The sequence below is a fragment of the Chelatococcus sp. GCM10030263 genome (assembly GCF_042666455.1).
In the GTDB taxonomy this organism is placed as follows: Bacteria; Pseudomonadota; Alphaproteobacteria; order Rhizobiales; family Beijerinckiaceae; genus Chelatococcus.
Genome location: NZ_JBHTDB010000003.1, coordinates 538,545 through 560,400, shown reverse-complemented (window position 1 = coordinate 560,400; position 21,856 = coordinate 538,545). Strand labels below are relative to the sequence as shown.

Below are 21,856 nucleotides of genomic sequence, written 5' to 3'. Positions count from 1 at the left end.
AGTCGGCAATCTCTCATCAATAAAGACGACCGCCATCGGGGACCTTGCGGTCGGGCCCGATCAGCATGACTTCCCCGGCTTTGTCGGGAACACCGAGGGTCAGGACCTCCGACATCATCGGGCCGATCTGGCGCGGTGGAAAATTGACGACGGCGAGCACCTGCCGGCCGATGAGGGCCTCCGGCCGGTGGTTGCGCGTAATCTGGGCGGAGGACTTCTTGCGGCCGAGCTCGCCGCCGAAATCGATGACCAACCGAATCGCGGGTTTGCGCGCTTCCGGAAAGGGAGATGCCTCAACGACCGTGCCGACCCGAATGTCGAGCTTCAGGAAGTCGTCGTAGGTCGCGGTCGGCGGAGAGGAGATCGCGGGCATCTCGGCACGGTGGGGCAAGGCGAATCGTGCATTCGCCGCTTCGCCTTTTTCGTATCCTGCCGAAGGCCGGGATGCAAAGACCATTCAGATCGCGGGGACGAAATCCTCCCCCTCGTCGCGGCTGCGGTCCCGGTAGTCGTCACGCCGGTAGCGGTGCCGGCCTGAGCGGAACGTGCGGGCCATGGCGCGGAAGGGTGCGGTGAGACGGCCAACATCCTCGAAGCAGACGAGCAGGCGTTCGCCGGAGCGCAATTCGCGGTCGAGCCGCGCCAATGTCCGCGCCATATCCGGGTCGTCGTCGTCGAGCCAGGTCTGGAACACGTCCGAGAACACACATACCGAGCCCTGGATCTTGATGAGACCCATGGCCCCTTCGGTATTGATGCCCGCCGCGGCAAGCATGAAGCGGTGCGAGTTGAGCGCGAGCTTGTTCATGGCAGCGAGCGAGAGCGGATCGCGCCGGAACTCCGCGCTGATGCGCCGCAGCGCCGCCTTGTAGGGTGCGAAAGCATCGAGGCGCCGGGTGAGCACGTCGAACAGCCGCTCGCGCGCCGGCTCCTCCGCCAAATCGGCGGTGGTGCCTTCCAGCACCTGGCGGTCGATGCGGCGAATGAGGCCGCCGAGAATGGCGCCTTTGGAGGGGAAGGCATCGCGCAGGTCGGCGAGGCCGATGCCTGCTTCGCGCGCGATATCGGCGAGGCCGATCTCCCGCCAGTCCCGCTCAGCGGCAAGCTTCATCAAGGCGTCGATGGCGGCATCGCGGTTATTCGGCTTGGGCTGCCCCGCGGCAGGCGCGTCTGTATTGGGAATGTCAGCCATGGCCGTGCTCCTCTTCATGCTCCATCAGAACAAGATAGTACGCCCGGCATGGCGAAAAAGCGTCACTCGTTAAAAAGGCGCCGCTGCGACGCTTTTTCAGCCCGACAGCTCTTCAGCCCGGCAGCGCGCCGCCTCGGCCGCCTGCGTGATGAGCTGCTGCAAGCCATCGGGCGCCATCAGGATCTGCAGAGCAGCCGCGGTAGTGCCCCCGCGTGAGGTGACGTTCTCGCGCAAGGTCCCGGCCGGCAGATCCGACTGGTGCAGCAATTCGCCGGCGCCGCTCACCGTCGCCCGGGCGAGCCGCACCGCGACATCGGCGGGAAGGCCGAGCGCCCGGCCGGCCTCCGCCAGGCATTCGGCGAGATGGAAGACGTAAGCCGGGCCGGAGCCGGAGATCGCCGTGACCGCATCGATGAGGCGCTCGTCGCTGAGCCATTCCACCGCGCCGACACCGGCGAGCAAGATCTGCGCCAGCTCATGATGGCCCGCTGAGACCTCCGGGCTCGCCACCGCGGCGGTGATGCCGCGCCCTATCGAGGCCGGAAGATTGGGCATGGCCCGCACCACTGCGCCGGCTCGCGGTAGGCGCGCCTTAATGTCGGCGATGGTCTTGCCCGCAAGAATGGACAGGACGAGGCTGTCGGACTTCAACAAGCTGCCGAGATGCGGCGCCGCCTCGTCGAGCATCTGCGGCTTGACCGCGAGCACGAGCACCGCCTGTGGCGGCGTGCCGCCGGCCGCCGGGTTCAGCATCATGCCCCGCTCACCCGCAAGGGTGGCTATGGCGGGCGAGGGATTGGGATCGATGACCGTGATGCGCTCGGGAGGGAGGCCGGTCTTCAGCCAGCCGTCGAGCATGGCGCCGCCCATCTTTCCGGCACCGACGAGAGCGAGCGAGGTGGGGAGTTGGACAGTCATGACCCGAGGGACCTCCAGCATTCGCCCTCTTGTCAGGCGCGCGGAGGGGAAGGTCAAGCCGGATCGGCCTGCGAGGTGCGCCGCTCACCCTCGGCACCAGCGGGGAGGCTGGGGCGGAGGGTGGATAGTTCGCTGGCCTCAGGCCTCGCCTTCGGTCTCGAAGAGCACGTTGTCGAGCGCCTCGCGGGCGCTCTTGCCGGCCCACATGACGAACTGGAAGGCCTGGTAGTAGCGCTCGCAGGCCTCGGTCGCGGTGCGCAGCAGCATCTCGCACTGGCCGTGGTTCGGCTCCGCGCCGCCGGCGAGCAGCAGCGCATGCCTGAACATCACCACGTCTTCCTGGAGCCAGAGATCGAAATGCCCGACCCACAGCTGCTCGTTGATGAGCGCGACGAGGCGCATCACCTCGGTCTGCAGGCGGTCGGGAACCTTGAGATCGAAGGCGCAGGCGATATGGACCGCCTCCACATCCTCGATCCAGGTGAAGGCGATGTGGTAGTCGGTCCAGCTGCCGGACACCGACACCGACATCTCGTCGTCTTCGGCCCGGTCGAAGGTCCAGTCGTGATCGGACGCCAGCCGCTCGACGACGTCGAGCGGATGTTCGGAGCGGTGCACTTCAAACTCGACGTGGGTCATGCCGATCCCTCGGCTCGTACGGGGTCAATCGAGACGGTTGCCGTAAAGGCACGGGAGAACATCGGGCAAACATAAAAACCGACGACGCGACCACGCTGCGAAAGACCGAACACAGAGTCGATACATCCACGGGCGTATCCGCCGAACAGAACCTCGCTAACCAACGAGGCTCCGCCATCGAGCGAATCACTTGTCTGATTGACTATATCCCGCATGAGTCCCACCGCAAGAAGACGGAACGGACGCTCCGGGATTCGCCCTCGCGGCACAACTGCTCCTTGGGCGCCGTCCACAAGTCTTGCCGAAGACTCGTTGCATTATTGCATCACTGCAACGAGAATTGCGCATGTGGAAACGCCGTCACAATCCCTGTGTCGTGCCAGGATCTGCGGCGGAAAGTCGCGCTTCCAGAGTGTCCAGCCGGGCTTTCAGCCGGTCGTTCTCTTCGCGTGCAAGGATCGCCATCTGCCGAACGGCCTCGAATTCCTCGCGTGTAACGACATCCATGCCGCGCAATAGCCGCTCGATCTGCGCGCGCAAAATGGTCTCGGCCTCCCGGCGCGCACCTTCCGCCATACCGGCCGCGTCCGAAAAGAGGCGGGCGACGTCATCGAAGAGGCGGCCCGTGGTCTGCGTCATGATAAGAACCTCATTGCATGCGATGGAGGCGGAATTCGCTCGATGCCGCTCGTTGGCCCGGGGATTTCCAAGCTCCCTCTCGCCTTCGATATCACGGCTTGACCGGCCGGTCTCGGGATTGACAGTGTCGGCGCGCCGCGCAAGGCCCTAGGTCGGTCCGCTGCCGCGGTCGTGCAAGGGGTTCAGGTCGACGTGACACCTTTCGTTCTCGCCTTTCCGGTCATCGACCCGGTGATCGTCGCCATCGGCCCCTTCGCCATTCGCTGGTATGCGCTCGCCTATGTGGTGGGGCTCGTCGGCGGCTGGCTCCTGATGCGCCGCCTGGTCGGCCGGCCTACGCTCTGGGGCGCCGTCAAACGGCCGAGCGCCACCGATCTGGACGATCTGCTGGTCTATATCGCGCTCGGCGTCGTCCTCGGTGGCCGGCTGGGTTACGTGCTGTTCTACAACTTCAGCTACTACCTGCATGCGCCGAGCGAAATCTTCACCGTCTGGCGCGGCGGCATGTCGTTTCACGGCGGCCTCACCGGCGCGATCGTGGCGATGATCCTCTTTGCGCGGGCGCGGCGTCTGCCCATCCTGCCGATCTTCGATCTCGCCGGGACGGTTGCGCCGATCGGCCTCTTCCTCGGCCGTATCGCCAATTTCATCAATGACGAGCTGTGGGGACGCCAGGCGCCGGCGGATCTGCCCTGGGCGATCGTCTTTCCGTCCGGCGGGCCGGTGCCGCGCCATCCGAGCCAGCTCTACGAAGCCTTTGCCGAAGGCCTTCTCCTCTTCATCGTCGTCGGGCTCACCGTACGCATCGTCGGCTATCGCCGTCCCGGTCTCGTCGCCGGCATCTTCGGCGTGGGCTATGCGATCGCCCGCTCGGTCTGCGAATTCTTCCGCGAGCCCGATCCGCAGCTCGGCTTTCTCTTCGGCCAGAACGTCAGCGCGCTCGAGGGCGGCGTGACCATGGGCATGCTCCTGTCGATACCCGTGCTCATCGCCGGCCTCATCCTGATCGTTCGCGCCCTCAGGCGCCCTGCACCGGACGCGGAGGCGGCTGCGCCGGTCAAGGACGCGCCGGCGTGACGACGCCACTCGCCGCCGAACTGAAGCGCCTCATCGCCGTCGAGGGGCCGCTGACGGTGGAGGCCTATATGGCGCACTGCCTCGGCCATCCCCGTTACGGCTATTACATGACGCGCGATCCCTTCGGCGCCAGCGGCGATTTCGTCACCGCGCCCGAGATCTCGCAGATGTTCGGCGAACTTCTGGGGCTCTGGGCGGCCGAGACCTGGCGGCTGATGGGCGAGCCGGCGACGGTCAATCTCGTGGAACTCGGCCCGGGCCGGGGCACGCTGATGGCCGATGCGCTGCGCGCCGCCCGCGTGATGCCGGCCTTCCGCGACGCTCTCGATATCCATCTCGTGGAGACGAGCCCGGTGCTGCGCCCCCGCCAGCAGGCGACGCTCGCCGGGGAGAAAGGCGTCTCCTGGCACGGGACAGTGGCGACCTTGCCGGAACGGCCATCCATCATCCTCGCCAACGAATTCTTCGACGCGCTGCCGGTGCGACAGTTCGTGCGCACGCCGGCCGGCTGGTGCGAGCGCCGCGTCGGGCTCGGGGAGGACGGCGCCCTCGTCTTCGGCCTCGATGCCGAGCCCACCCGCGAGATCACGACGGCGGCGCCAGTCGGGGCTGTGCTCGAATTGCCGCGCGACGGGCTCGCGCTCCTGGCCGAACTCGGCGCACGGCTCGCGCGCGACGGCGGGGTGCTCGTCGCCATCGATTACGGCCATACGGAGCAGGGCTTCGGCGACACCCTGCAGGCGGTGCGCCAGCATCGCTATATCGATGTGCTGGCTGACCCCGGCGAAGCCGATCTCACGAGCCATGTCGATTTCGCGCTGTTCGGCCGGGCAGCGCGGCAGGCAGGGCTTGCCGTGCATGGCCCGGTGTCGCAGGGCGACTTTCTCGCAGGCCTCGGCATCCGGGAGCGGGCGGCGGTGCTGAAGCGCAATCGCGATGCCGCCGCTACGGCTGCCATCGACGAGGCGCTCGCCCGCCTTGTCGGCGATGAAACCAATGGGAAAGGGGAAGGCGCTAGAACAGAGGCGGGCATGGGCCGTCTCTTCAAGGTGGCCGCCTTCGCGCATCCCGCCCTACCGCCCCTGCCGGGCTTTTCGCCGTAACGCGAGTACCGTCATGACCGATACGTCCATTGCCGTTGCCATCGAGGCCGAGGCTCTGCGCCTGAGCGGGGTGATCCACGGCTTCTTCACACGGCAGGGCGGTGTGTCGGGCGGCATCTATGCGAGCCTCAACGGCGGCGCAGGCTCGGCCGACGACCCTGATGCGGTCGCCGAGAACCGGCACCGCATGGCGGCGCGCTTCGGCCTGAAGCGCGAGCATCTTCTCGGCCTCTACCAGATCCATTCACCCGAGGTCGTCACGGTGCAAGAGCCCTGGCCGGAAGGCGAGCGGCCGCGGGCCGATGCCATGGTGACCAAACGCCCCGGGGTCGCCCTCGGCGTCTCCAGTGCCGACTGCGGACCGTTGCTGTTTGCGGATGCCGAGGCGGGTGTGGTGGGCGCTGCCCATGCGGGCTGGCGCGGCGCCTTCACCGGCGTTGGCGAGGCGACGCTCGCCGCGATGGAGCGGCTCGGCGCGAAACGTGAGCGCGTGACCGCGGTGCTCGGCCCTACCATCAGCCGTGCGGCCTATGAGGTCGGGCCGGAATTCACCGCCCGCTTCAGGGAGGCGGATCCGGACAATGCCAGGTTCTTTACGCCTTCAACCCGCGCCGACCATCGCATGTTCGATCTGCCGGCCTATATCGGCGCGCGGTTGACGGCGGCCGGAGTCGGGCGATTCGCCGATCTCGACCTTTGCACCTATGGGGACGAGGACCGCTTCTTCAGCTACCGCCGGGCGACGCACCGCGGTGAACCCGATTACGGCCGGCTGATCGCGGCCATTGCCCTGACCGGCTGATCACTCGCCGACCTCGGCGTCTGGGGTCCGCCAGACGAGATGCTGCCCGCCGTCCACCGCGAGGACCTGGCCGGTAATGCTCCTGGCGCGCGCGAGATAAAGCACGGCCTCGGCGATCTCATCGACCGAGGGGCCATGACCGAGGAGGGCCGCGGCCCTTTGACGCGCGAAAACCTCCGGCGTCTGCCGCTTGCTGGGCAGGGTAGGGCCAGGCGCCACCCCGTTGACGCGGATGCGCGGTGCGAGTGCCTGCGCCATCGTGCAGGTGGCCGTGGCGAGGGCCGCCTTGGCCAAGGTGTAGGAGAAGAAATCGGGCGTGAGTTTGCGCACCCGTTGGTCGAGCAGGTTGACGATCGCGCCGCTGCGCCCGGCCGGCAAGCGGGCCGCCATCTGCTGCGCCAGGAAAATGGGCGCGCGCAGATTGACTGTCATATGGGCCTGCCAAAGATCTTCGCTGAGCGCCGGCAGCGTGTCGGGCTCGAACAGCGAGGCGCTGTTGACGAGAAGGGTGACCGGCCCGAGCGCCGAATCGGCGGCCTCGATGAGCCGCGTCGGCGCGTCATGGGCCGCGAGATCGGCGGCGAAGGCATCAGCGCGGGAGCCCGCCTGGCGGATCTCATCGACCACACTCTGCGCCTCGGCGCCCGACCGGCCATAATGCACCGCGACCGCATAGCCGGCGCGAGCGAGGGTGAGCGCAATGGCCCGGCCGATGCGCCGGGCCCCGCCTGTGACGAGTGCGACCTCGTTCGTCACAGCCGCCCCTCCCGCTTTGCGCGGGCGAGCAGCCGCCGTTCGATGTGTTTCGCGACCCGCAGATAGCGGTAGAAGGCGAAATTCATGGCCGTCATGAAACCGTAGAGGCCACGCACCGCGTGCCGGCGACCAATATAAGCCTTGATGAAGGCAGCAGGAAATTCCAGGAACAGGCGCAAGGTCGAAACACGCTGGCCGCGGACATCGAGGTCGTCGGCGAGGGCATCGGTATAGCTGTTGAGCTTGGCGAGCTGATCGCCCAGCGAGCGCACCGAAAAATGATGGATCGTGCCCTTGAGCCGCTTCACCCGCGCGCCCGGCACGAGCTCGACCCGGTCGTGCACGGTCGAGGGCGAATAGCGGCCCATGTCGCGCCGGTAGAGGCGGACCGGGGCGAGCGCATAGGCGAGCGGATGCGGGCGGCCCTCGCCCGGGAAGATCTCGGCGATGCGGATTTCATAGGCATCGGCGCCGGGCTCGCCGGCGGTGAAGAGCGCCGCAATCTCATCCGCGAGATCAGACGGAATCACCTCGTCCGCATCGATGTTCAACAGCCAGTCATGGCGGCATTGCTCCTCGGCGAAGCGCTTCTGCGGGCCGTAACCGGGCCAGGGATTATAAAGGACGCGGGCGCCGAGCTCCTCCGCAATGGCGACGGTCTCATCATCCGAGCCCGAATCAACGACCAGAAGATCGTCCGTCAGATGCCGGACGGCGCGAATCGTTGCCGCGATTCGGTCGGCCTCGTTGCGGGCGATGATGAACACGGACAGAGGAAGCGGCTGCGGCGTTGGCATGCTGCTTTAAGGCACGGTCTGCAGCGACCCGCAAGATTTCCAGCATGAATGCCGATGGGCGTCGCCTCCGAGGCGGCCCCGCAAGGTGAGCTGCCCATCGGAAATACTCTCAAGATCTTGCCGTCTGATGCGTGGCGGCTTCCATATCGTCTATATCTTCTAAGTATATCGATAGTACGTCTTGGTTTTTGTTGCGCAAACATGAATAACGATGCTTATACCTGAATGAAGATGTCCCTGGTTGGAGCGTATCCGGAGCGGGACATCTGCGAATTATTCTGCAGATCAAATTTCACGGAGATATGTATGCAAGGGTATTCACGTATTGCGAGCGTTACATGCAGCATCGCCTTTGGCGTTTGCGCGCTGGCGGGGGTGGCCTCGGCTGCAGATCTCCCGTTGCGAAACAGCGCACCGATCGCTCCGGTCGTCGTGGCGCCGCCGATCTTCACCTGGACCGGCCTTTATGCCGGTGTGAACCTCGGTTACGACTTCGCGAGCGGCAAGAAGGCGGATCCGTTCTTCGGTGGCGGTGGCGGTGGCGGTGGCTATGGCGAGGCAGACCGGCAAGGCTTCAAGGAGAAGGGCTATAGCTTCTCCGAGAAGTCCAAGGGTGGCGTTATGGGCGGCGCTCAGGTCGGCTATAACTACCAGCTCGGCCAAGTCGTTCTCGGTGTCGAAGCCGACGTGCAGATGCTGACATTATCCAGAGAAGCGACGGTCACGCAAAAGGACCTTGGCTATAATGGAACATTGAAGCAGACGCTGAGCGGCCTTGGCACGGTTCGGGGCCGGATCGGCTATGCCTTCGACCGCCTTCTCGTGTTCGGCACTGCGGGTTACGGCGTCGCCAAGTCGAGCCAGCGCGTGACAGATACGAGCGACGCCGGCGGTTTTGACGTCGAAACGTCGAAACGCACCTCCTATCTCGGCGGTCTCGTCGTCGGCGGCGGTGTCGAATACGCCGTGACCGACAATGTTAGCGTCAAGGGCGAATATCTCTATGCCAAGCTCAATCCGCTGAACAGCAGTTCGATTTCGAGCGAAAAAAGCGGCTATAGCAACAAGGACGCGACCTTCTCGATCGTCCGCGCCGGCATGAACTATAAGTTCTAAGCGAAGCGGCGGTACGTCAGTAGAGTTGTACCCGTTCACGGTTCCGTAACCGTGGCTCGGGGCTTTGCCGGGGGTGAGCGAGCTCATCCCCGCGCATCGCGAGCATTCGCTGGTCGTCCGGAAAGTGCTAAGCTCGCGCTTCGTTAACGAATTGGTCCGGCATTCCCCGGCCTTTGAGCGGGGATATTAATCACTCCTAATTTCTGTTAACCATTCGCCGCCGTTCTGGCGGCGGATTGCCATCGTCTCGCCACATATCATTAAGTTTGCTGTGGCCGGCTTGCAACAGACGCGGAGCCCGGGTTGGGTTACAAGAGAACAACTCCAGGGCGCCCCTGAAACGCCTGATGGAAGAAAAAAGGAGTGAGTGATGAAGAAGGTTCTTCTTGCGGGCGTGGCTACCGCAGGTCTCTTGGCTTCCGGTTTCGCAGCCTTCGCGGCTGACCTCCCGAGCCGCCAGGTTGCTCCTGTGGCGCCGATCGTCGTGCCGATCTTCACCTGGACCGGCTTCTATGTCGGTGTGAACGCCGGTTATGGCTGGAACACCAACAGCGATGACGAAGTGTTCATCCCGGGCGTCGGCTATGCCGGTACCGACAGCAACGACGGCGGGTTCGTCGGCGGCGGTCAGATCGGCTACAACTACCAGTTCGGTCAGTTCGTTGCCGGTGTCGAGGCCGACATCCAGTATGCCGACCTGAACTCCGACGACAACGGCTCGTACTACGCCGGTAACTACGGCGCCGGCTACGGCAGCCACGGCATCGAGTGGTTCGGCACCGTGCGCGCTCGCCTCGGCTTCGCCATTGACCGCGCGCTGATCTATGCCACGGGCGGCTTTGCCTACGGCGGCGGCGGCAACGGCAGCGGCGGCTACTATGACGGCTACTACTACGACAACGGTGACGACGTCCGCACCGGCTGGACGCTCGGTGGTGGTCTCGAATACGCCTTCACCGACAACCTGACGGCCCGGGTCGAGGGTCTCTATGTGAACCTCGGCAAAGAAGACGGCAACATCTTCTCCGGCGTCTACAACAACCGCAAGGACACGGAGTTCGCCGTCGTCCGCGCTGGTCTCAACTACAAGTTCTCCGGCTTCTAATCCAAGCTCGGTTAGAGAACATGAAGCCGGCGGGGCAACCCGCCGGCTTTTTTCGTTGAGAAGCCAGCTCGCTCGTGAATACCGCCGCGGTCCAGGCCAGAGGCGGCAGCCCCTTACCCCCGGAAGTCGTGTGGAGAATCGGGGGCATGGGTCGGAAGGCGTGAGCGCGGACCGGTGTCCGGGCTTACGATGGCGAGCCGTTCAGGCCGGACGGGTTGCCGCAAAGGCGGGGATCTTCACCGAGAAGTCGTCGAGCCACTCGACGAGACGGGGGTGCTGCGAGCGCCATTCACCCTCGAAACGCAGATCGAGATAGCCGAGCGCACAGGCGACTGCGATCTGACCGACATCGGGGATGGCGCCCGGTGCTGCCGGTGTCGTCTCCTCCAGAACGGCCAAGCCGCGCTCCATCTTGCCGCCCTGATGTGCCAGCCATTTCGGCGCGTGCATGTCGGGCTCACGCCAGCGTTTTTCATAGACGGCGAGGAGCGCCGCATCGAGGATGCCGTCGGCGAGCGCCTGCATGACCAAAACCGCATAGCGCGCCTCGCCCGTGGGAATGATGCGGCCGCCACCGGCGAGATGGTCGAGATAGTCGGTGATCACGCGCGAATCATAGAGTACCTGCCCATTCTCGAGGACGAGCGCGGGGATCTTTCCCAGCGGATTTTGCCGGCGAATCGAATCCCGCGGGTCCGCGGTATCGGCAGCCACCACCTCGATCTGGTCGCCAAGGCCGAGCACGTTGGCGGCTATCTGCACCTTGCGGCCGAAGGGAGAAAACGGCGAGGAACGCAGTATCAGCATGACAGTGTCCTTCTGTGAGCCGCCTAACCGCAAGGCGAGCGATGAGCCGCTGGAGGTCCGGCGGAATAACGTCAACGGCCGAGCCGTTCGCAGCGGAAACCGGCAACGGCGTCGCGCGCCAGCCGCTCGGCAAGCGCGGCCAAAAGGACGTCCGCCTCCTCGGCGAGCCGCCAGGGCGGGTTGATCACCAGGAGCCCACATCCATTGAGCCGGGCTGGATCGGTCGGGGTGTCGACCATGAGTTCGAGGCGCAGTGCCTCCGCCGGGATCTCGGCCGCGAGCCCTGCGGCGAGTTGATCTGCATCGACTGGGTTCTTGATCGGATACCATCCGGCAAAGATGCCAGTCTGCCACTTGCGCTGCGCCCGCACCAGTTCTCGTCCGAGGCGGGCGAGTTCCCCCGGTTCTTCATAAGGCGGATCGATGAGCACGAGGCCGCGGCGCTCCTTCGGCGGAATCATGGCGTGCAGGGCAACCCAGCCATCAAGCTCGAGCGCCCTGAACCGGCGGTCGCGCGCGAAGAGGCGGATGAGCCGCGCAGCATCCTGCGGATGGCGCTCGATCAAGATGGCGCGGTCCTGACGCCGCAACATGGACCGGCAGATCAGGGGTGAACCGGGATAAGCCATCGCATCGTGCTGCGCGGTGTCCTGCGGATTGTCTAGGCGCGCCGCCGCGACGGCCTCTCGATAGGGCGCGAGCAGGGCCTCGACCGTGTCGGTGAACGGCTCCTCCATGCGGCCGATGCCGCCTCTCCATTCCCCGGTCTTGCTCGCCTCCTCGCCGGCCAGGTCATAGAGCCCGATGCCGGCATGCGTGTCGATGACACGAAAAGGTGTCTCCTTCTTCAGGAGGTGAGCCAGGATTCGCGTCAGAAGCACGTGCTTCATCACGTCGGCGAAATTGCCGGCGTGATAGCCATGGCGGTAGTTCATGGGGCCGGAAGCTTCACGGAGCCGCCCCGGCAGCCGCGGCGGTCGAGCTCCGGGCAGGTCTGGAACCCGCGCAGGTCCCTGGTGAAGCAGATGCGTATTTCGCTGAGCACGCCCCTGCGGCAGGAAACCGACATCATGTCGGTGCGCAAGCCCCGATTGGCGGCGACAAAAGCCCGCTCCAGATCGATCGGCGTCCAGGTCGCGTCCTGGTTCATCGTCGCGATCGCGGGCGGTATGACAACCGCCTCGCGTACCCTGCGTACGGCCGCGAAATAGTCGGTCGGGCTCAAGCCGGAACAGGTGCCGTGCTTGCGCCACTCGTAGCGGGCAAGTCCCAGATCCGGGTAGACGCCTGCCGTGGCTGCCAATGCGGCGTGTGATGGCTGCGTCGCGGAGGTCGCGCATTCACTTGGATAGCCGCTGGTATATTGCGGCCAAAGGCCGTGCACGACGAAGCCGAGTTCACTGTCGCACTGCTTGCGATTCTTCTCGGCACCGCCGAGCGCGCAAAAGCCGGGTGACCAGGACAGGGCGAGCACATAGAAATCAAACTGACCGGGCCGAGCGCCCTTACGTTCACCGCCGCTTTGCGCAGTGGCGGTGGAAGCTGACATGACAGATATCGTCGCAAGCGACACCAGGATCGCAGCGGCGAGGCGCCTCGGCCATTTCGCCAGACGGGCCGCCGGCCGCGTCGCCTGATCTGCCTTGCGTCGCACCTTGGGGCCTAGGGCAGCGCCATCTTGCACCAGGGCGCGTAGCTCCAGCCACGATCGATGCCACGCACGCACCACTCGACGTCCCAGGTGAGGCCGATGCCGCCGAGGCCGGCGCGCACCGAATAGATCACCTCGCGCTTCACGCCATCGGTGACGAGCGATACCGCCTTGCAGAACCGCCGTGGCACGAAGTCCTCGCCCCAGGGCTTCCAGGCGATCATCCGGATGCGTTCGAAGAATGCGAGCTGCAGGTTGGAATGCCAGTATTCGGATTCCTTGCTGGCGAATTCCGAGCTGATTTTCCCCAGAACGGCAACCGAATCGCAGGCCGGCAGCGAACTCGGCAAGGGGATGGGATCGAGATCCAGCGGCATCCGCTGTTCGGCCAGACCCGGAGAACTCGCCGCAGCGAGGACCAGAAGAACGGCGATCAACCTGCGCATGGTAACTCCGACGCCAACATGGATCTGCCGACCATGCGGAAAGCCGCATGCCAGGTCAAGCGCAGCTAAGCCACAGTCACGCTCTAATATTGCGCGACACAGCCTACCGGCACAGGTCGGGTATCCGCCCCTCTTCGAGGTGTCCTGGCCGGCACCAGGGGCTTGATGGGATTGGCGCTCCTGTCGGCCATTCCAAGGGCAGATGTCTACACGCTCATCGGCGCGTGAGCGCTCCCGGCTCGAGAGAACCTATCAGCGTCCGACGAGGCCAGGGGGCCGCAAACCCGCGTCGCCCCAACTGCGCACGGGCGGCGCTACCGGCGGAACGGGCGATGGGGAATAACGTGCGGCGACCGGCCGTTGTGGCGGGCTCCCGAATTCCGGCGACGGCGAGGCAGCGGGGGCGAGCGAGATCGGCGCCTCCTCCAAGGGGCCGTGGTCATGGCTCGTCATGCCCTCGAGCTCCGGGGCAGCCGGCAGCTGCGGGTCGGCCGCATCGATGCCTGATGCTGGCTGCGTCATCGGATAGCTCTCGCCGCCTAATCCGCTCACCGCCTGCGGGTCATAAACCGGGGTTGGATTGTCCGGGTCGATGCGCGGCGTGAATTTCAGGATGGGCTTGCAGATCTTGCGGCCCTTGGCGTGGCGGGCGAGATCCAGATGAAGGTGATTGTAGTGGAAGCGGTCTGACCCTGGCGCCAGGACGGTGGAAAAATAGCGGCATGCGCCGACGAAGATCTCCCGGAGGAACTCCTGCTCCGCGGGCGCCCCGCGCCATCCCTTCTCGACATCGATGACGCGCCCGTCGACGAGCCTGAGCGACATGATGTCGACGGCATTGCCATAGGAATGCTCCGATCGCGACGCACCGGCCTGATTGTTCATGGAACGGCAGGAATAGGACCCGGCATTCATCTTGGCGACGGGTGAGCCGAAATAGAGCATGGCGGCTGGCTGCACGATCTCGGCGAGCCAGCGATCGGTCGTGGAGATGGCGGGACAAGCGAGGGTGGCGCGCGAGGTCAGCGTGACACTGCCTTCGGCAAAGGCGGTGACGCGAAAGGGATGATCCATCCCGCAGACGCCGGGGCCGGACATCGCGCGCATCGGCTGGACATAGGCGGAAGCCTGCACCTGCCTTGAAGCGAGGCAGGCCTCCTCGGCCTGGCCGCGCCAAGCGGCACGCTGCTCGATGGCGAAGAGGCCGCAACCGGCCACAGCCGCACAAAGCAGCGCCGCAACAATGACCTTCCGGGAAAGCGGACCAATCGGGCGCGCCATACGCAACACTCCGCGCGCGTCATCGAGTGGAAAAAAGCGCAGATCTAGTGGAGAGAATGCACGGAATTTTCCTAACGGATCATCAACGCGTTGCATCGCGAGAGGACGGGCGGCATTCAGCCGATGCACCTCAGGGTTGTGCTGGTCCGCATGGGGAGAGGGGGCACTCTACCGTTCTTCGTCACCCGCTCGGCTGACCAGGCGCGCCTTGAGAGAGCGGACATGGGATCGGACCTCATGTTCGGCGGCCTGTGAAAGATCAACTCGCTGCTGGCATTCGATCACACTCGCCTGCCTCGTCGGTATCCTCGCATTCCTGCAGGCCTAGTTGCCGCCCTTCACTTATCTCGTCGTGCCGCAGTAGGGCCGATCGCATCGAATCGTCTCCGGACCGGGGGCCGCGGTCCGGAGACGGCATGTCGGTCGTCAGCATGTCGTCCGTCACCTGCATCCGCATCGCGGATCGGGCTTGGATCGTCTTGTTCGGACGGGCGTGGTTCCCCATATCAACCGAGTATCGAGGCGCAAGCCTCCCAGAGGGGTTGTCGGTGATGAGTTTGATGTCTTTCGGCCGTCATGGCCGCCTTCTCGCGATAGCGACCGTCGCTTTGACGCTCGCAGTCAGCGTGGCTGAGGCCCGCATGGGGCGCGGCGGCAGCTTCGGCAGTCGCGGCACGCGCAGCTACAGCGCCCCGCCGCCGACTGCAACCGCGCCGAGCCAGGCCGCGCCGCTGCAACGCTCTACGACCCAGCCGGGCGTTGCTCAGCCTGGCATGAACCAACCCGGAATGGCACAACCGGGCATGCGCGCCAATTCGCGCCCCGGCCTGTTCGGTGGCGGTTTCGGCACCGCGCTGATGGGCGGTCTTTTGGGCGCCGGTCTTTTTGGCCTGCTCTCCGGTAGCGGCTTGTTCGGCGGCATGTCGGGCTTCGGCTCGCTGATCGGGCTTCTCTTGCAGGCGCTCCTCATTGTTGGCGTCATCGCGCTCGCCATGCGCTTCTTCCGGCGCCGGCAGGAGCCCGCGATGGCGGGCGCCGGCCCGCTGCCGCGCACTGCACTCGGCGCGGGCATGGGCGGTTCGGGCATGGGCGGTCTCGGCGGCGGCTCTGCGGCGCCGCGCAATCCGACGCAGCCGGTTGACGGCATCGGCATCGATGCGGCCGATTTCGAGACCTTCGAGCGTAGGCTGGGCGAGGTGCAGGCCGCTTATTCCAATGAGGACCTCAATGCACTGAGGCGGTTTGCGACGCCTGAGGTGGTGTCCTTCATGGCCGACGATCTGGCCGAGATGGCCTCCCAGGGGCAGGTGAACCGCCTGTCAGACGTCAAGCTGCTGCAGGGCGACCTCGCCGAATCCTGGCGTGAGGGCGACACCGATTATGCGACCGTCGCCATGCGCTTCTCGCTGATCGACACCGTCGTCGAGCGCGAGACCGGCCGGATCGTCGAGGGCAATGCGACCGAGCCCGTCGAGGCGACTGAACTCTGGACCTTCCGCCGCGCCCGCGGCGGGCAGTGGATGGTCGCCGCTGTTCAGCAGGCCTGACAGGCGGAAGACGGGATAAGACATGCCCGGGTGGTCACGGACCACCCGGGTTTTTTTGTGCGCGACGCCGCGGATGCGGGCGTGATGCGATCAGTGGGCGTCAGTTGCCGCCGTTGAGCGGCCCGCAGGTGTAGCCGACGAGGCATTGCGGATTGTCGCGGCTTTGAAGATAGGCCGGGACCTGGCTCTGCCGGATACCGCAGCTCGTGACATAGGTGTCGTAGAGATAGGGACCGGTGTAGAGCAGGACATGTCCGTTGCGCTGCACGAGGTTTTGCAGCGCTGAACAGCTTCGCTGTCCGGCTTCAATGCGTTGCTGGGCTTCTGCCTGATCGATATGAAAACCGAGGCCTGCGGCAATGCTCACGGCCGCCAGGACAGAGTGGCGAAACGTCATAGGCGCTTTTCTCCACACATGAAAGCCGGAGCGCAGCCTATGCCGTTCGCGGGCGGTCGTACAATCGGGCGGATCTTCACAATCAGGAAAAACGCGGTCGGCCGTGCCGGTCGCCGATGCCATTCAATTGTCCAGCAGCAACTTCCCATCCCGGAACTGCAGCAATTCGACGTTGCGAAGCTCTATTTCATAATCTCCACGGTAGTGCGCGACGACCCAATCCGTTTCCCGGGAGGAGACAATGTAGGAGCCGGCATCACCATCGATGATGACCGTATCTGTGCCTTTCCGGCCATCGATTTGGCCGGGAAAATGACCCACCGGGATCACATCGTTCAAATCGGTTGCCAAGCCGCAGTCGGAAACAATTCTCACGTCCAGCTCGCTGAGCGAAGAAGAGGTTCCGCGCTGAAGCGCCGCGCCCAAAGGCGATTGGAATGCTTCAGCGAAGTTTGACGCGATATGTGTTCCTGTCGACGCTGATAATGGAACGCCGTCCTTTGCGATTTTTTTCGTATTTGGCCCATGAAACTCATGTCCATATGGGCCATGTATGGTATATTTATCAAATACTGTAATCGCATCATAGAAGTTATATCTTTTTTGCTCGTGTACTCCGAAGTTGTGGCCGAGCTCGTGAAGGCATGTTGCCTTAAAAGCTTTAAAGTCGCCTTTGAGGCAGCGTTCTACCATATAATAGGTGAAATTTATATTTATATCTGGTGCGTCACCGTTAAGATCCGTCCCAGTTGTCGCCTTGTACGCCGGGATTGATGTGACGACTTTATGCTCCCCTATACTGCCGACTTGAACTGTATATTCGACCTCTGTGTTGGCTATTGCGTCTCCTAAAGAGGACTCTATCGTGATAGAAAGAGTGAGTTCTTCTTGTATTGATATAAATTTACTCCAGTCGTATACAGATTCTTCTATTATGTCTGCGATTGTTTTATTATTATCTTTAGTTAATTTCTCAGTCTTGTCGAGAATGTAGATTCGCGGGCGTTTCATCGATGTCCTGCCATTGAAGAAGCAGGATACTCATATACATGTCATAGTTCAACTGGCAATTGTATATTACAAATATATAATCTCAAGAAATGAGTATCATTGGTTAGTACTTACCCGCAAAAAATATCTCTGATTGTCAGGCTCTGAAATGCTCAACTGCGGAACTGTTCGCTTTCAGCTCGCAGAGACGGGCCGTCGCCGCGGGCCGCTTGCGGATTGGCCGTAATTATTGCGGCCCCGGGCGATTTACCGCCGCCGTCTCCCACCCTTTTTCACCTTGGCGGTGGCGGTCCAGTCGCCGGGCGGGCGCGGCTTGAACTCTTCGGCGCCGAGCGGGATTTCGCGGTTGTGGGGGCCCATTTCGTCGAGCGTCGGTTTGCGCGCGCGCGTTGCCGACCCCTCCTCATCGGCGGGTGGTTGATTGGCCTTGGCGCCGTATCTGCGCTGGCCAGCGAAGCGGCCGGCCTTGGCCTCCACCTCTTCCTGGCGGGCGAGCGGGTCGTCGGCAATGGCGAGCTCGGTCGCCTGCAGGCGCTTGATTTCGTCGCGCAAGCGCGCGGCGGTCTCGAATTCGAGATTGGCGGCGGCCTCCCGCATCTTCTTTTCGAGATCGGCGATCACTGCCTTCAGATTGTGGCCGGCCCCCGCGGCGGCAGGCGCCAAAAGGCCGGTGTCGACCCGGACGTGGTCGCGTTCATAAACCGAATCGAGGATGTCGCCGATGTTCTTCTTGATCGACTGCGGCGTGATGCCGTGTTCGGCGTTGTAGGCGAGCTGCTTCTCGCGGCGCCGGCCCGTCTCGGCCATGGCCCGCTCCAGGCTGCCGGTGATCTTGTCGGCATAGCAGATGACACGGCCGTCGACATTGCGGGCGGCGCGGCCGATGGTCTGGATCAGCGAGGTCTCGGAGCGCAGAAAGCCCTCCTTATCGGCATCGAGAATAGCGACCAGCGCGCATTCGGGAATGTCGAGGCCCTCACGCAAAAGGTTGATGCCGATGAGCACATCGAAGGCGCCGAGCCGGAGATCGCGGATGATCTCGATGCGCTCGATGGTGTCGATGTCGGAATGCATGTAGCGCACGCGCACGCCGTGCTCGTGCAGATATTCGGTCAAGTCCTCGGCCATGCGTTTGGTGAGCACGGTGACCAGGCTGCGGTAGCCGCGGGCGGCAACCTCCTTCACCTCGCCGAGCAGATCGTCGACCTGGCTGCGGGCCGGGCGGATCTCGACCGGCGGGTCGACGAGGCCGGTCGGGCGGATGACCTGCTCGACGAAGACGCCGCCGGTGCGCTCCATCTCCCAGGAGCCCGGGGTCGCGGAGACATGCACGCTCTGCGGGCGCATGGCGTCCCATTCCTCGAAGCGGAGCGGCCGGTTGTCCATGCAGGAGGGGAGGCGGAAGCCGTATTCGGCAAGCGTTGCCTTGCGGCGGAAGTCGCCGCGATACATGCCGCCAATCTGCGGGACCGTCACATGGCTCTCGTCGGCAAAGACAAGAGCATTGTCCGGCAGATATTCGAACAAGGTCGGTGGCGGCTCGCCTGGCCTGCGGCCGGTGAGATAGCGCGAATAATTCTCGATGCCGGCGCAGGCGCCGGTCGCCTCCATCATCTCCAAGTCAAAGGTGGTGCGTTGCTCGAGCCGCTGCGCCTCGAGCAACCGCCCCATGCGGTGCAATTCATCGAGCCGCCATTTCAGCTCCTCCTTGATGCCCTTGATGGACTGGAGGAGGGTGGGGCGCGGCGTCACATAATGCGAATTGGCATAGACCTTGACGAAGCCGAGGTCCGCCGTCTTCGACCCCGTCAAGGGATCGAACTCGACGATCGATTCGACCTCGTCGCCGAAGAGGGAAATGCGCCAGGCGCGATCTTCATAGTGGGCGGGGAAGATCTCGACGACGTCGCCGCGCACGCGGAATGTGCCGCGGCCGAAGTCGCCGCTCGTGCGCTTATATTGCAGAGCGACCAGGTCGGCGATGAGCTGGCGCTGCTCGATGGTTTCGCCCACCTTCACCGAGAAGGTCATGGCCGTATAGGTCTCGACCGAGCCGATACCGTAGATGCAGGATACGGAGGCGACGATGATCACGTCGTCGCGCTCGAGCAGGGCGCGCGTCGCCGAGTGGCGCATGCGGTCGATCTGCTCGTTGATGGAGGATTCTTTCTCGATATAGGTATCCGACCGAGGCACATAGGCCTCCGGCTGGTAATAGTCGTAGTAGGAGACGAAATATTCGACTGCGTTGTCGGGAAAGAAGCTCCTGAACTCGCCATAGAGCTGGGCCGCGAGCGTCTTGTTGGGCGCCAGGATGAGGGCCGGGCGCTGCGTCTCCTCGATGACCTTGGCCATGGTGAAGGTCTTGCCCGAGCCGGTCACGCCGAGCAGCACCTGGTCCATGTCGCCGCGACGGATGCCGTCGACGAGTTCGGCGATCGCGGCGGGCTGGTCGCCGGCCGGCTCGAAATCCGCCTGCATGCGGAAGGGAATGCCGCCTTCCGATTTCTCCGGCCGGGGCGGCCGGTGCGGCGTCCACAGCTTGCCGTGCTTGAAAAGTGGGTTGCCGCTTTCGAGCAGCGCCGACAGTGCCTGTACGGTGGCCGAGACGCCGGATGAGGTTTCTGGATCGGCAGGCGTGGTCGCGGCGCCGGGCGCGCCGCGCTTGCCACCGCGGGCCCGGCCGACGGGCGCCGTGGCGCCGGGCTCCCAGGCCGTTACGCCGGCATCGAAGCCGGCCTGCGGCATCTCCTCGAAGCCGCGCGGGGCCGTCTCGCCCGTACCGGATGCCGAGCCGCCGGGACCGGCCCGGCCGCGATTGATCGCCGGATTGAGGAGATCCGCGAGGAAGGGGTCTAGCGGCTGGACCGCCGGTTTCGCGGCCTTGGAGCGGGGCGTCTTGGGGGAACGGCTCATGGTTCCCAATATGGTACGGAATAGCGGCCAGGAAAAGACGAGGGCATGGTCTGCGACATCTCCGGCCGCGCGTCCCGCGACAGGCGCTCCTGCGTTTCAAACAGTCCTCGACCCGTAATCGAGTGCCGAGGACGATATGCGTCAAGTGAATGTAACCAAAGTCGCTGCGCTTTTCCGTAATGGGCTGCTCCTCTTTTTCGGTGGTCTCGTGCCCCTGGAAGGAGACGTGGCGATGGCTCTCGACAGCAGCTACAGCAAGCTGGATGCGAGAACCTGCCGCACCGTCGAGAGAACCCATGTGGGACGGCAGGTCTACGGGACAACTCAGCTTTGCCGCGGGCGAGACGGCTATTTCGTGCTCGTGAACGACGAGGATGATCGCCAGACGGTGTCCTTCGGCAGAACGGCCGGCGAGGCGCAGGCCGAGCCTGCCGCGCGGCAGCGCTTTCCGGCTTTCACGGACGTCGGCCGCACGATCGAATGGCGTCGGGACGGCGGTTCACCTTTCGCTACCATTCAGCGCTGGTCCGTTCGTTCGGAGGAGTTGAGCACGAGCCTCCTCGTGGTCACGCGGCTGTCGCCCGGGCGGGTCTGCCATGTGGCCTATGTGGATGCGCGCGCCAACCCCAATGCCAATGTTCTGGCACGCCGCGCCGCGGATGAGCTCGCCCACGGCTTCGCATGCGAGCGGGAAGCACCGGTGGTCTACGGAGAAATGGGGCCCGTGCTGCGGGGCCTGCTCGGCAGGCACTGATCGATCGCGAGAGCCGGGAGAGAGCGGCGCGGGCAACGAGGGTGCGACACGTCCCACTTTCCCGCTTGCCATCTCACATGGACGCCGGGCATTGGGTTACGCTTAGGCCGGTCCGAACCGCCGGCCATGAGAGGCCCGATGCACTGCAATATTTGTGGCGGCAGCGTTTTCGTCGATATGGCCAAGCGGCCGGCCGTGCGCTGCGCGCAATGCGGATCGCTGGAGCGCACGCGCATGGCGGCATTGCATATCGACCGGCTCAACCTTGATCCGGGTGCGCATATTCTCCATTTCGCGCCGGAGAGGGGCCTCGCGGCGAAGCTCCACGCCATTGGCGGCGAGAATTACCGCGCCGTGGATATCGACCCAGAACGCTATGCCGACGCGGGCGTGGCCGTCGCCGCCTTCGATCTCTGCCGCGACGGCTTTTCGCTGAAAGCCGGCAGCTTCGACCTCATCCTGCACCACCACGTGCTCGAGCATATCGCCTGCAATTACACCGTGGTGCTGGTGCAGCTTGCCCGCGCCCTCACTGATACCGGCGTGATGCTGTTCTCTGTGCCCATCGTCGGCGATGACTATTGGGAGGAGATCACAAGGCCGGAGACGGTCGATCCGGCGCGCTTCGGCCTGCACGGCCATCGCCGGCATTTCGGCAGGCGCTTCATCGCCGATACGCTCGGCATGATTTTCCACATCGATCCCGTCTTCGACGCCACCCGCGCATTTCCGGAGGCCGTGCTGCGCGAAGCCAATATTCCGCAGCACCTCTGGTCCGGGTTTAGCGGCACCAGCATATTCGCTGTGCGAAGGGCGGACCTGCGCATTTGAGCGGAACGAAGCGGCATCTTTGCAGGCGTATCGGGTGACGATTGCCGCATGATCGCACAGTGCGACAATAT

General features: G+C 64.4%; 23 protein-coding genes. 8 read left to right on the top strand and 15 right to left on the bottom strand.

Going from position 1 to position 21,856, the window contains the following annotated elements; all coding sequences use genetic code 11:
* Nucleotides 1–16: 16 nt before the first annotated feature.
* The 5 genes from ACFQU1_RS07180 to ACFQU1_RS07160 form a co-directional block, all read right to left on the bottom strand.
* The gene (locus tag ACFQU1_RS07180) at nt 17–373 is read right to left on the bottom strand and encodes a tRNA-binding protein (RefSeq protein WP_378131598.1); all 357 of its coding nucleotides are present in this window, start codon (nt 371–373) and stop codon (nt 17–19) included.
* 84 nt (nt 374–457) lie between these two features.
* A complete protein-coding gene (locus tag ACFQU1_RS07175) occupies nt 458–1,192 on the bottom strand; it encodes a TetR/AcrR family transcriptional regulator (RefSeq protein WP_378130785.1) in 735 nt (244 codons plus the stop codon).
* 96 nt (nt 1,193–1,288) lie between these two features.
* A complete protein-coding gene (gene proC, locus ACFQU1_RS07170; RefSeq protein WP_378130783.1) occupies nt 1,289–2,110 on the bottom strand; it encodes a pyrroline-5-carboxylate reductase in 822 nt (273 codons plus the stop codon).
* A gap of 138 nt (nt 2,111–2,248) precedes the next feature.
* Nucleotides 2,249–2,749: a YbjN domain-containing protein gene (locus tag ACFQU1_RS07165; protein WP_378130781.1), complete on the bottom strand. Its 501-nt coding sequence runs from the start codon at nt 2,747–2,749 to the stop codon at nt 2,249–2,251.
* Nucleotides 2,750–3,109: 360 nt separating this feature from the next.
* Entirely contained in the window at nt 3,110–3,388 is a 279-nt protein-coding gene (locus ACFQU1_RS07160; RefSeq protein WP_378130779.1) for an accessory factor UbiK family protein, read from the bottom strand.
* A gap of 192 nt (nt 3,389–3,580) precedes the next feature.
* On the opposite strand from ACFQU1_RS07160, the gene lgt reads away from it, so the two are divergent.
* The 3 genes from lgt to pgeF are packed head-to-tail and all read left to right on the top strand — an operon-like array spanning nt 3,581 to nt 6,370.
* Nucleotides 3,581–4,465: a prolipoprotein diacylglyceryl transferase gene (gene lgt, locus ACFQU1_RS07155; protein WP_378130777.1), complete on the top strand. Its 885-nt coding sequence runs from the start codon at nt 3,581–3,583 to the stop codon at nt 4,463–4,465.
* Complete coding sequence (locus ACFQU1_RS07150; protein ID WP_378130775.1) at nt 4,462–5,568, top strand: class I SAM-dependent methyltransferase; 1,107 nt, start codon at nt 4,462–4,464, stop codon at nt 5,566–5,568. Before lgt ends, ACFQU1_RS07150 begins: the two co-directional genes overlap by 4 nt.
* A gap of 13 nt (nt 5,569–5,581) precedes the next feature.
* Nucleotides 5,582–6,370 carry a peptidoglycan editing factor PgeF gene (gene pgeF, locus ACFQU1_RS07145; RefSeq protein ID WP_378130773.1) on the top strand — a complete coding sequence of 263 codons (789 nt, stop codon included), beginning with the start codon at nt 5,582–5,584 and terminating at the stop codon, nt 6,368–6,370.
* Here the strand turns inward: pgeF and ACFQU1_RS07140 are convergent, their stop codons facing one another.
* Both ACFQU1_RS07140 and ACFQU1_RS07135 read right to left on the bottom strand, forming a co-directional pair.
* Nucleotides 6,371–7,126, bottom strand: coding sequence for an SDR family oxidoreductase (locus ACFQU1_RS07140; RefSeq protein WP_378130771.1), 756 nt, complete (start codon nt 7,124–7,126; stop codon nt 6,371–6,373). It abuts the gene before it with no gap.
* The gene (locus tag ACFQU1_RS07135; protein ID WP_378130769.1) at nt 7,123–7,923 is read right to left on the bottom strand and encodes a glycosyltransferase family 2 protein; all 801 of its coding nucleotides are present in this window, start codon (nt 7,921–7,923) and stop codon (nt 7,123–7,125) included. The genes ACFQU1_RS07140 and ACFQU1_RS07135 overlap by 4 nt, the downstream gene beginning before the upstream one ends.
* Nucleotides 7,924–8,322: 399 nt before the next feature.
* On the opposite strand from ACFQU1_RS07135, the gene ACFQU1_RS07130 reads away from it, so the two are divergent.
* A complete protein-coding gene (locus tag ACFQU1_RS07130) occupies nt 8,323–9,039 on the top strand; it encodes an outer membrane protein (RefSeq protein ID WP_378130767.1) in 717 nt (238 codons plus the stop codon).
* Nucleotides 9,040–9,409: 370 nt separating this feature from the next.
* Nucleotides 9,410–10,144, top strand: a complete 735-nt coding sequence (locus ACFQU1_RS07125) for an outer membrane protein (RefSeq protein WP_378130765.1) — start codon at nt 9,410–9,412, stop codon at nt 10,142–10,144.
* Between the two features lie 201 nt (nt 10,145–10,345).
* On the opposite strand, the gene ACFQU1_RS07120 is transcribed toward ACFQU1_RS07125, so the two are convergent.
* The 5 genes from ACFQU1_RS07120 to ACFQU1_RS07100 form a co-directional block, all read right to left on the bottom strand.
* Nucleotides 10,346–10,951 (bottom strand): glutathione S-transferase family protein, encoded by a 606-nt coding sequence (locus ACFQU1_RS07120; RefSeq protein ID WP_378130763.1) that lies wholly within the window; start codon nt 10,949–10,951, stop codon nt 10,346–10,348.
* A gap of 71 nt (nt 10,952–11,022) precedes the next feature.
* Entirely contained in the window at nt 11,023–11,886 is an 864-nt protein-coding gene (locus ACFQU1_RS07115) for a 23S rRNA (adenine(2030)-N(6))-methyltransferase RlmJ (protein ID WP_378130761.1), read from the bottom strand.
* Nucleotides 11,883–12,500: a ribonuclease T gene (locus ACFQU1_RS07110; protein WP_378130759.1), complete on the bottom strand. Its 618-nt coding sequence runs from the start codon at nt 12,498–12,500 to the stop codon at nt 11,883–11,885. Before ACFQU1_RS07110 ends, ACFQU1_RS07115 begins: the two co-directional genes overlap by 4 nt.
* 113 nt (nt 12,501–12,613) lie before the next feature.
* The gene (locus ACFQU1_RS07105; RefSeq protein WP_378130757.1) at nt 12,614–13,048 is read right to left on the bottom strand and encodes a hypothetical protein; all 435 of its coding nucleotides are present in this window, start codon (nt 13,046–13,048) and stop codon (nt 12,614–12,616) included.
* Nucleotides 13,049–13,300: 252 nt separating this feature from the next.
* Nucleotides 13,301–14,329, bottom strand: coding sequence for an extensin family protein (locus ACFQU1_RS07100; protein ID WP_378130755.1), 1,029 nt, complete (start codon nt 14,327–14,329; stop codon nt 13,301–13,303).
* Nucleotides 14,330–14,880: 551 nt separating this feature from the next.
* On the opposite strand from ACFQU1_RS07100, the gene ACFQU1_RS07095 reads away from it, so the two are divergent.
* Nucleotides 14,881–15,876 carry a Tim44 domain-containing protein gene (locus ACFQU1_RS07095; protein WP_378130753.1) on the top strand — a complete coding sequence of 332 codons (996 nt, stop codon included), beginning with the start codon at nt 14,881–14,883 and terminating at the stop codon, nt 15,874–15,876.
* A gap of 100 nt (nt 15,877–15,976) precedes the next feature.
* Here ACFQU1_RS07095 and ACFQU1_RS07090 read toward each other — a convergent pair whose 3' ends face one another.
* The 3 genes from ACFQU1_RS07090 to uvrB all read right to left on the bottom strand — a co-directional run bounded on the left by ACFQU1_RS07090 (nt 15,977) and on the right by uvrB (nt 20,200).
* The gene (locus ACFQU1_RS07090) at nt 15,977–16,396 is read right to left on the bottom strand and encodes a hypothetical protein (RefSeq protein ID WP_378130751.1); all 420 of its coding nucleotides are present in this window, start codon (nt 16,394–16,396) and stop codon (nt 15,977–15,979) included.
* Nucleotides 16,397–17,284 carry a hypothetical protein gene (locus tag ACFQU1_RS07085; protein WP_378130749.1) on the bottom strand — a complete coding sequence of 296 codons (888 nt, stop codon included), beginning with the start codon at nt 17,282–17,284 and terminating at the stop codon, nt 16,397–16,399.
* Between the two features lie 246 nt (nt 17,285–17,530).
* Nucleotides 17,531–20,200 carry an excinuclease ABC subunit UvrB gene (gene uvrB, locus ACFQU1_RS07080; protein ID WP_378130746.1) on the bottom strand — a complete coding sequence of 890 codons (2,670 nt, stop codon included), beginning with the start codon at nt 20,198–20,200 and terminating at the stop codon, nt 17,531–17,533.
* Nucleotides 20,201–20,432: 232 nt separating this feature from the next.
* Here uvrB and ACFQU1_RS07075 point away from each other — a divergent pair, with 232 nt between their 5' ends.
* On the top strand, nt 20,433–20,954 hold the full coding sequence (locus ACFQU1_RS07075; RefSeq protein WP_378130744.1) for a hypothetical protein: 522 nt from the start codon (nt 20,433–20,435) through the stop codon (nt 20,952–20,954).
* A 138-nt stretch (nt 20,955–21,092) separates the two neighbouring features.
* Nucleotides 21,093–21,785 (top strand): methyltransferase domain-containing protein, encoded by a 693-nt coding sequence (locus tag ACFQU1_RS07070; RefSeq protein WP_378130742.1) that lies wholly within the window; start codon nt 21,093–21,095, stop codon nt 21,783–21,785.
* Nucleotides 21,786–21,856 lie beyond the last annotated feature (71 nt).

Excerpts from the sequence above, each read along its gene's own strand:
- ACFQU1_RS07180 (WP_378131598.1), bottom strand. The coding sequence starts at position 373 with ATGCCCGCGATCTCCTCTCCGCCGACCGCGACCTACGACGACTTCCTG.
- ACFQU1_RS07175 (WP_378130785.1), bottom strand. The coding sequence starts at position 1,192 with ATGGCTGACATTCCCAATACAGACGCGCCTGCCGCGGGGCAGCCCAAG.
- proC (WP_378130783.1), bottom strand. The coding sequence starts at position 2,110 with ATGACTGTCCAACTCCCCACCTCGCTCGCTCTCGTCGGTGCCGGAAAG.
- ACFQU1_RS07165 (WP_378130781.1), bottom strand. The coding sequence starts at position 2,749 with ATGACCCACGTCGAGTTTGAAGTGCACCGCTCCGAACATCCGCTCGAC.
- ACFQU1_RS07160 (WP_378130779.1), bottom strand. The coding sequence starts at position 3,388 with ATGACGCAGACCACGGGCCGCCTCTTCGATGACGTCGCCCGCCTCTTT.
- pgeF (WP_378130773.1), top strand. The coding sequence starts at position 5,582 with ATGACCGATACGTCCATTGCCGTTGCCATCGAGGCCGAGGCTCTGCGC.
- ACFQU1_RS07135 (WP_378130769.1), bottom strand. The coding sequence starts at position 7,923 with ATGCCAACGCCGCAGCCGCTTCCTCTGTCCGTGTTCATCATCGCCCGC.
- ACFQU1_RS07125 (WP_378130765.1), top strand. The coding sequence starts at position 9,410 with ATGAAGAAGGTTCTTCTTGCGGGCGTGGCTACCGCAGGTCTCTTGGCT.
- ACFQU1_RS07120 (WP_378130763.1), bottom strand. The coding sequence starts at position 10,951 with ATGCTGATACTGCGTTCCTCGCCGTTTTCTCCCTTCGGCCGCAAGGTG.
- ACFQU1_RS07115 (WP_378130761.1), bottom strand. The coding sequence starts at position 11,886 with ATGAACTACCGCCATGGCTATCACGCCGGCAATTTCGCCGACGTGATG.
- ACFQU1_RS07110 (WP_378130759.1), bottom strand. The coding sequence starts at position 12,500 with ATGTCAGCTTCCACCGCCACTGCGCAAAGCGGCGGTGAACGTAAGGGC.
- ACFQU1_RS07105 (WP_378130757.1), bottom strand. The coding sequence starts at position 13,048 with ATGCGCAGGTTGATCGCCGTTCTTCTGGTCCTCGCTGCGGCGAGTTCT.
- ACFQU1_RS07100 (WP_378130755.1), bottom strand. The coding sequence starts at position 14,329 with ATGGCGCGCCCGATTGGTCCGCTTTCCCGGAAGGTCATTGTTGCGGCG.
- ACFQU1_RS07095 (WP_378130753.1), top strand. The coding sequence starts at position 14,881 with ATGAGTTTGATGTCTTTCGGCCGTCATGGCCGCCTTCTCGCGATAGCG.
- ACFQU1_RS07090 (WP_378130751.1), bottom strand. The coding sequence starts at position 16,396 with ATGGCATCGGCGACCGGCACGGCCGACCGCGTTTTTCCTGATTGTGAA.
- ACFQU1_RS07085 (WP_378130749.1), bottom strand. The coding sequence starts at position 17,284 with ATGAAACGCCCGCGAATCTACATTCTCGACAAGACTGAGAAATTAACT.
- uvrB (WP_378130746.1), bottom strand. The coding sequence starts at position 20,200 with ATGAGCCGTTCCCCCAAGACGCCCCGCTCCAAGGCCGCGAAACCGGCG.
- ACFQU1_RS07075 (WP_378130744.1), top strand. The coding sequence starts at position 20,433 with ATGGCTCTCGACAGCAGCTACAGCAAGCTGGATGCGAGAACCTGCCGC.
- ACFQU1_RS07070 (WP_378130742.1), top strand. The coding sequence starts at position 21,093 with ATGCACTGCAATATTTGTGGCGGCAGCGTTTTCGTCGATATGGCCAAG.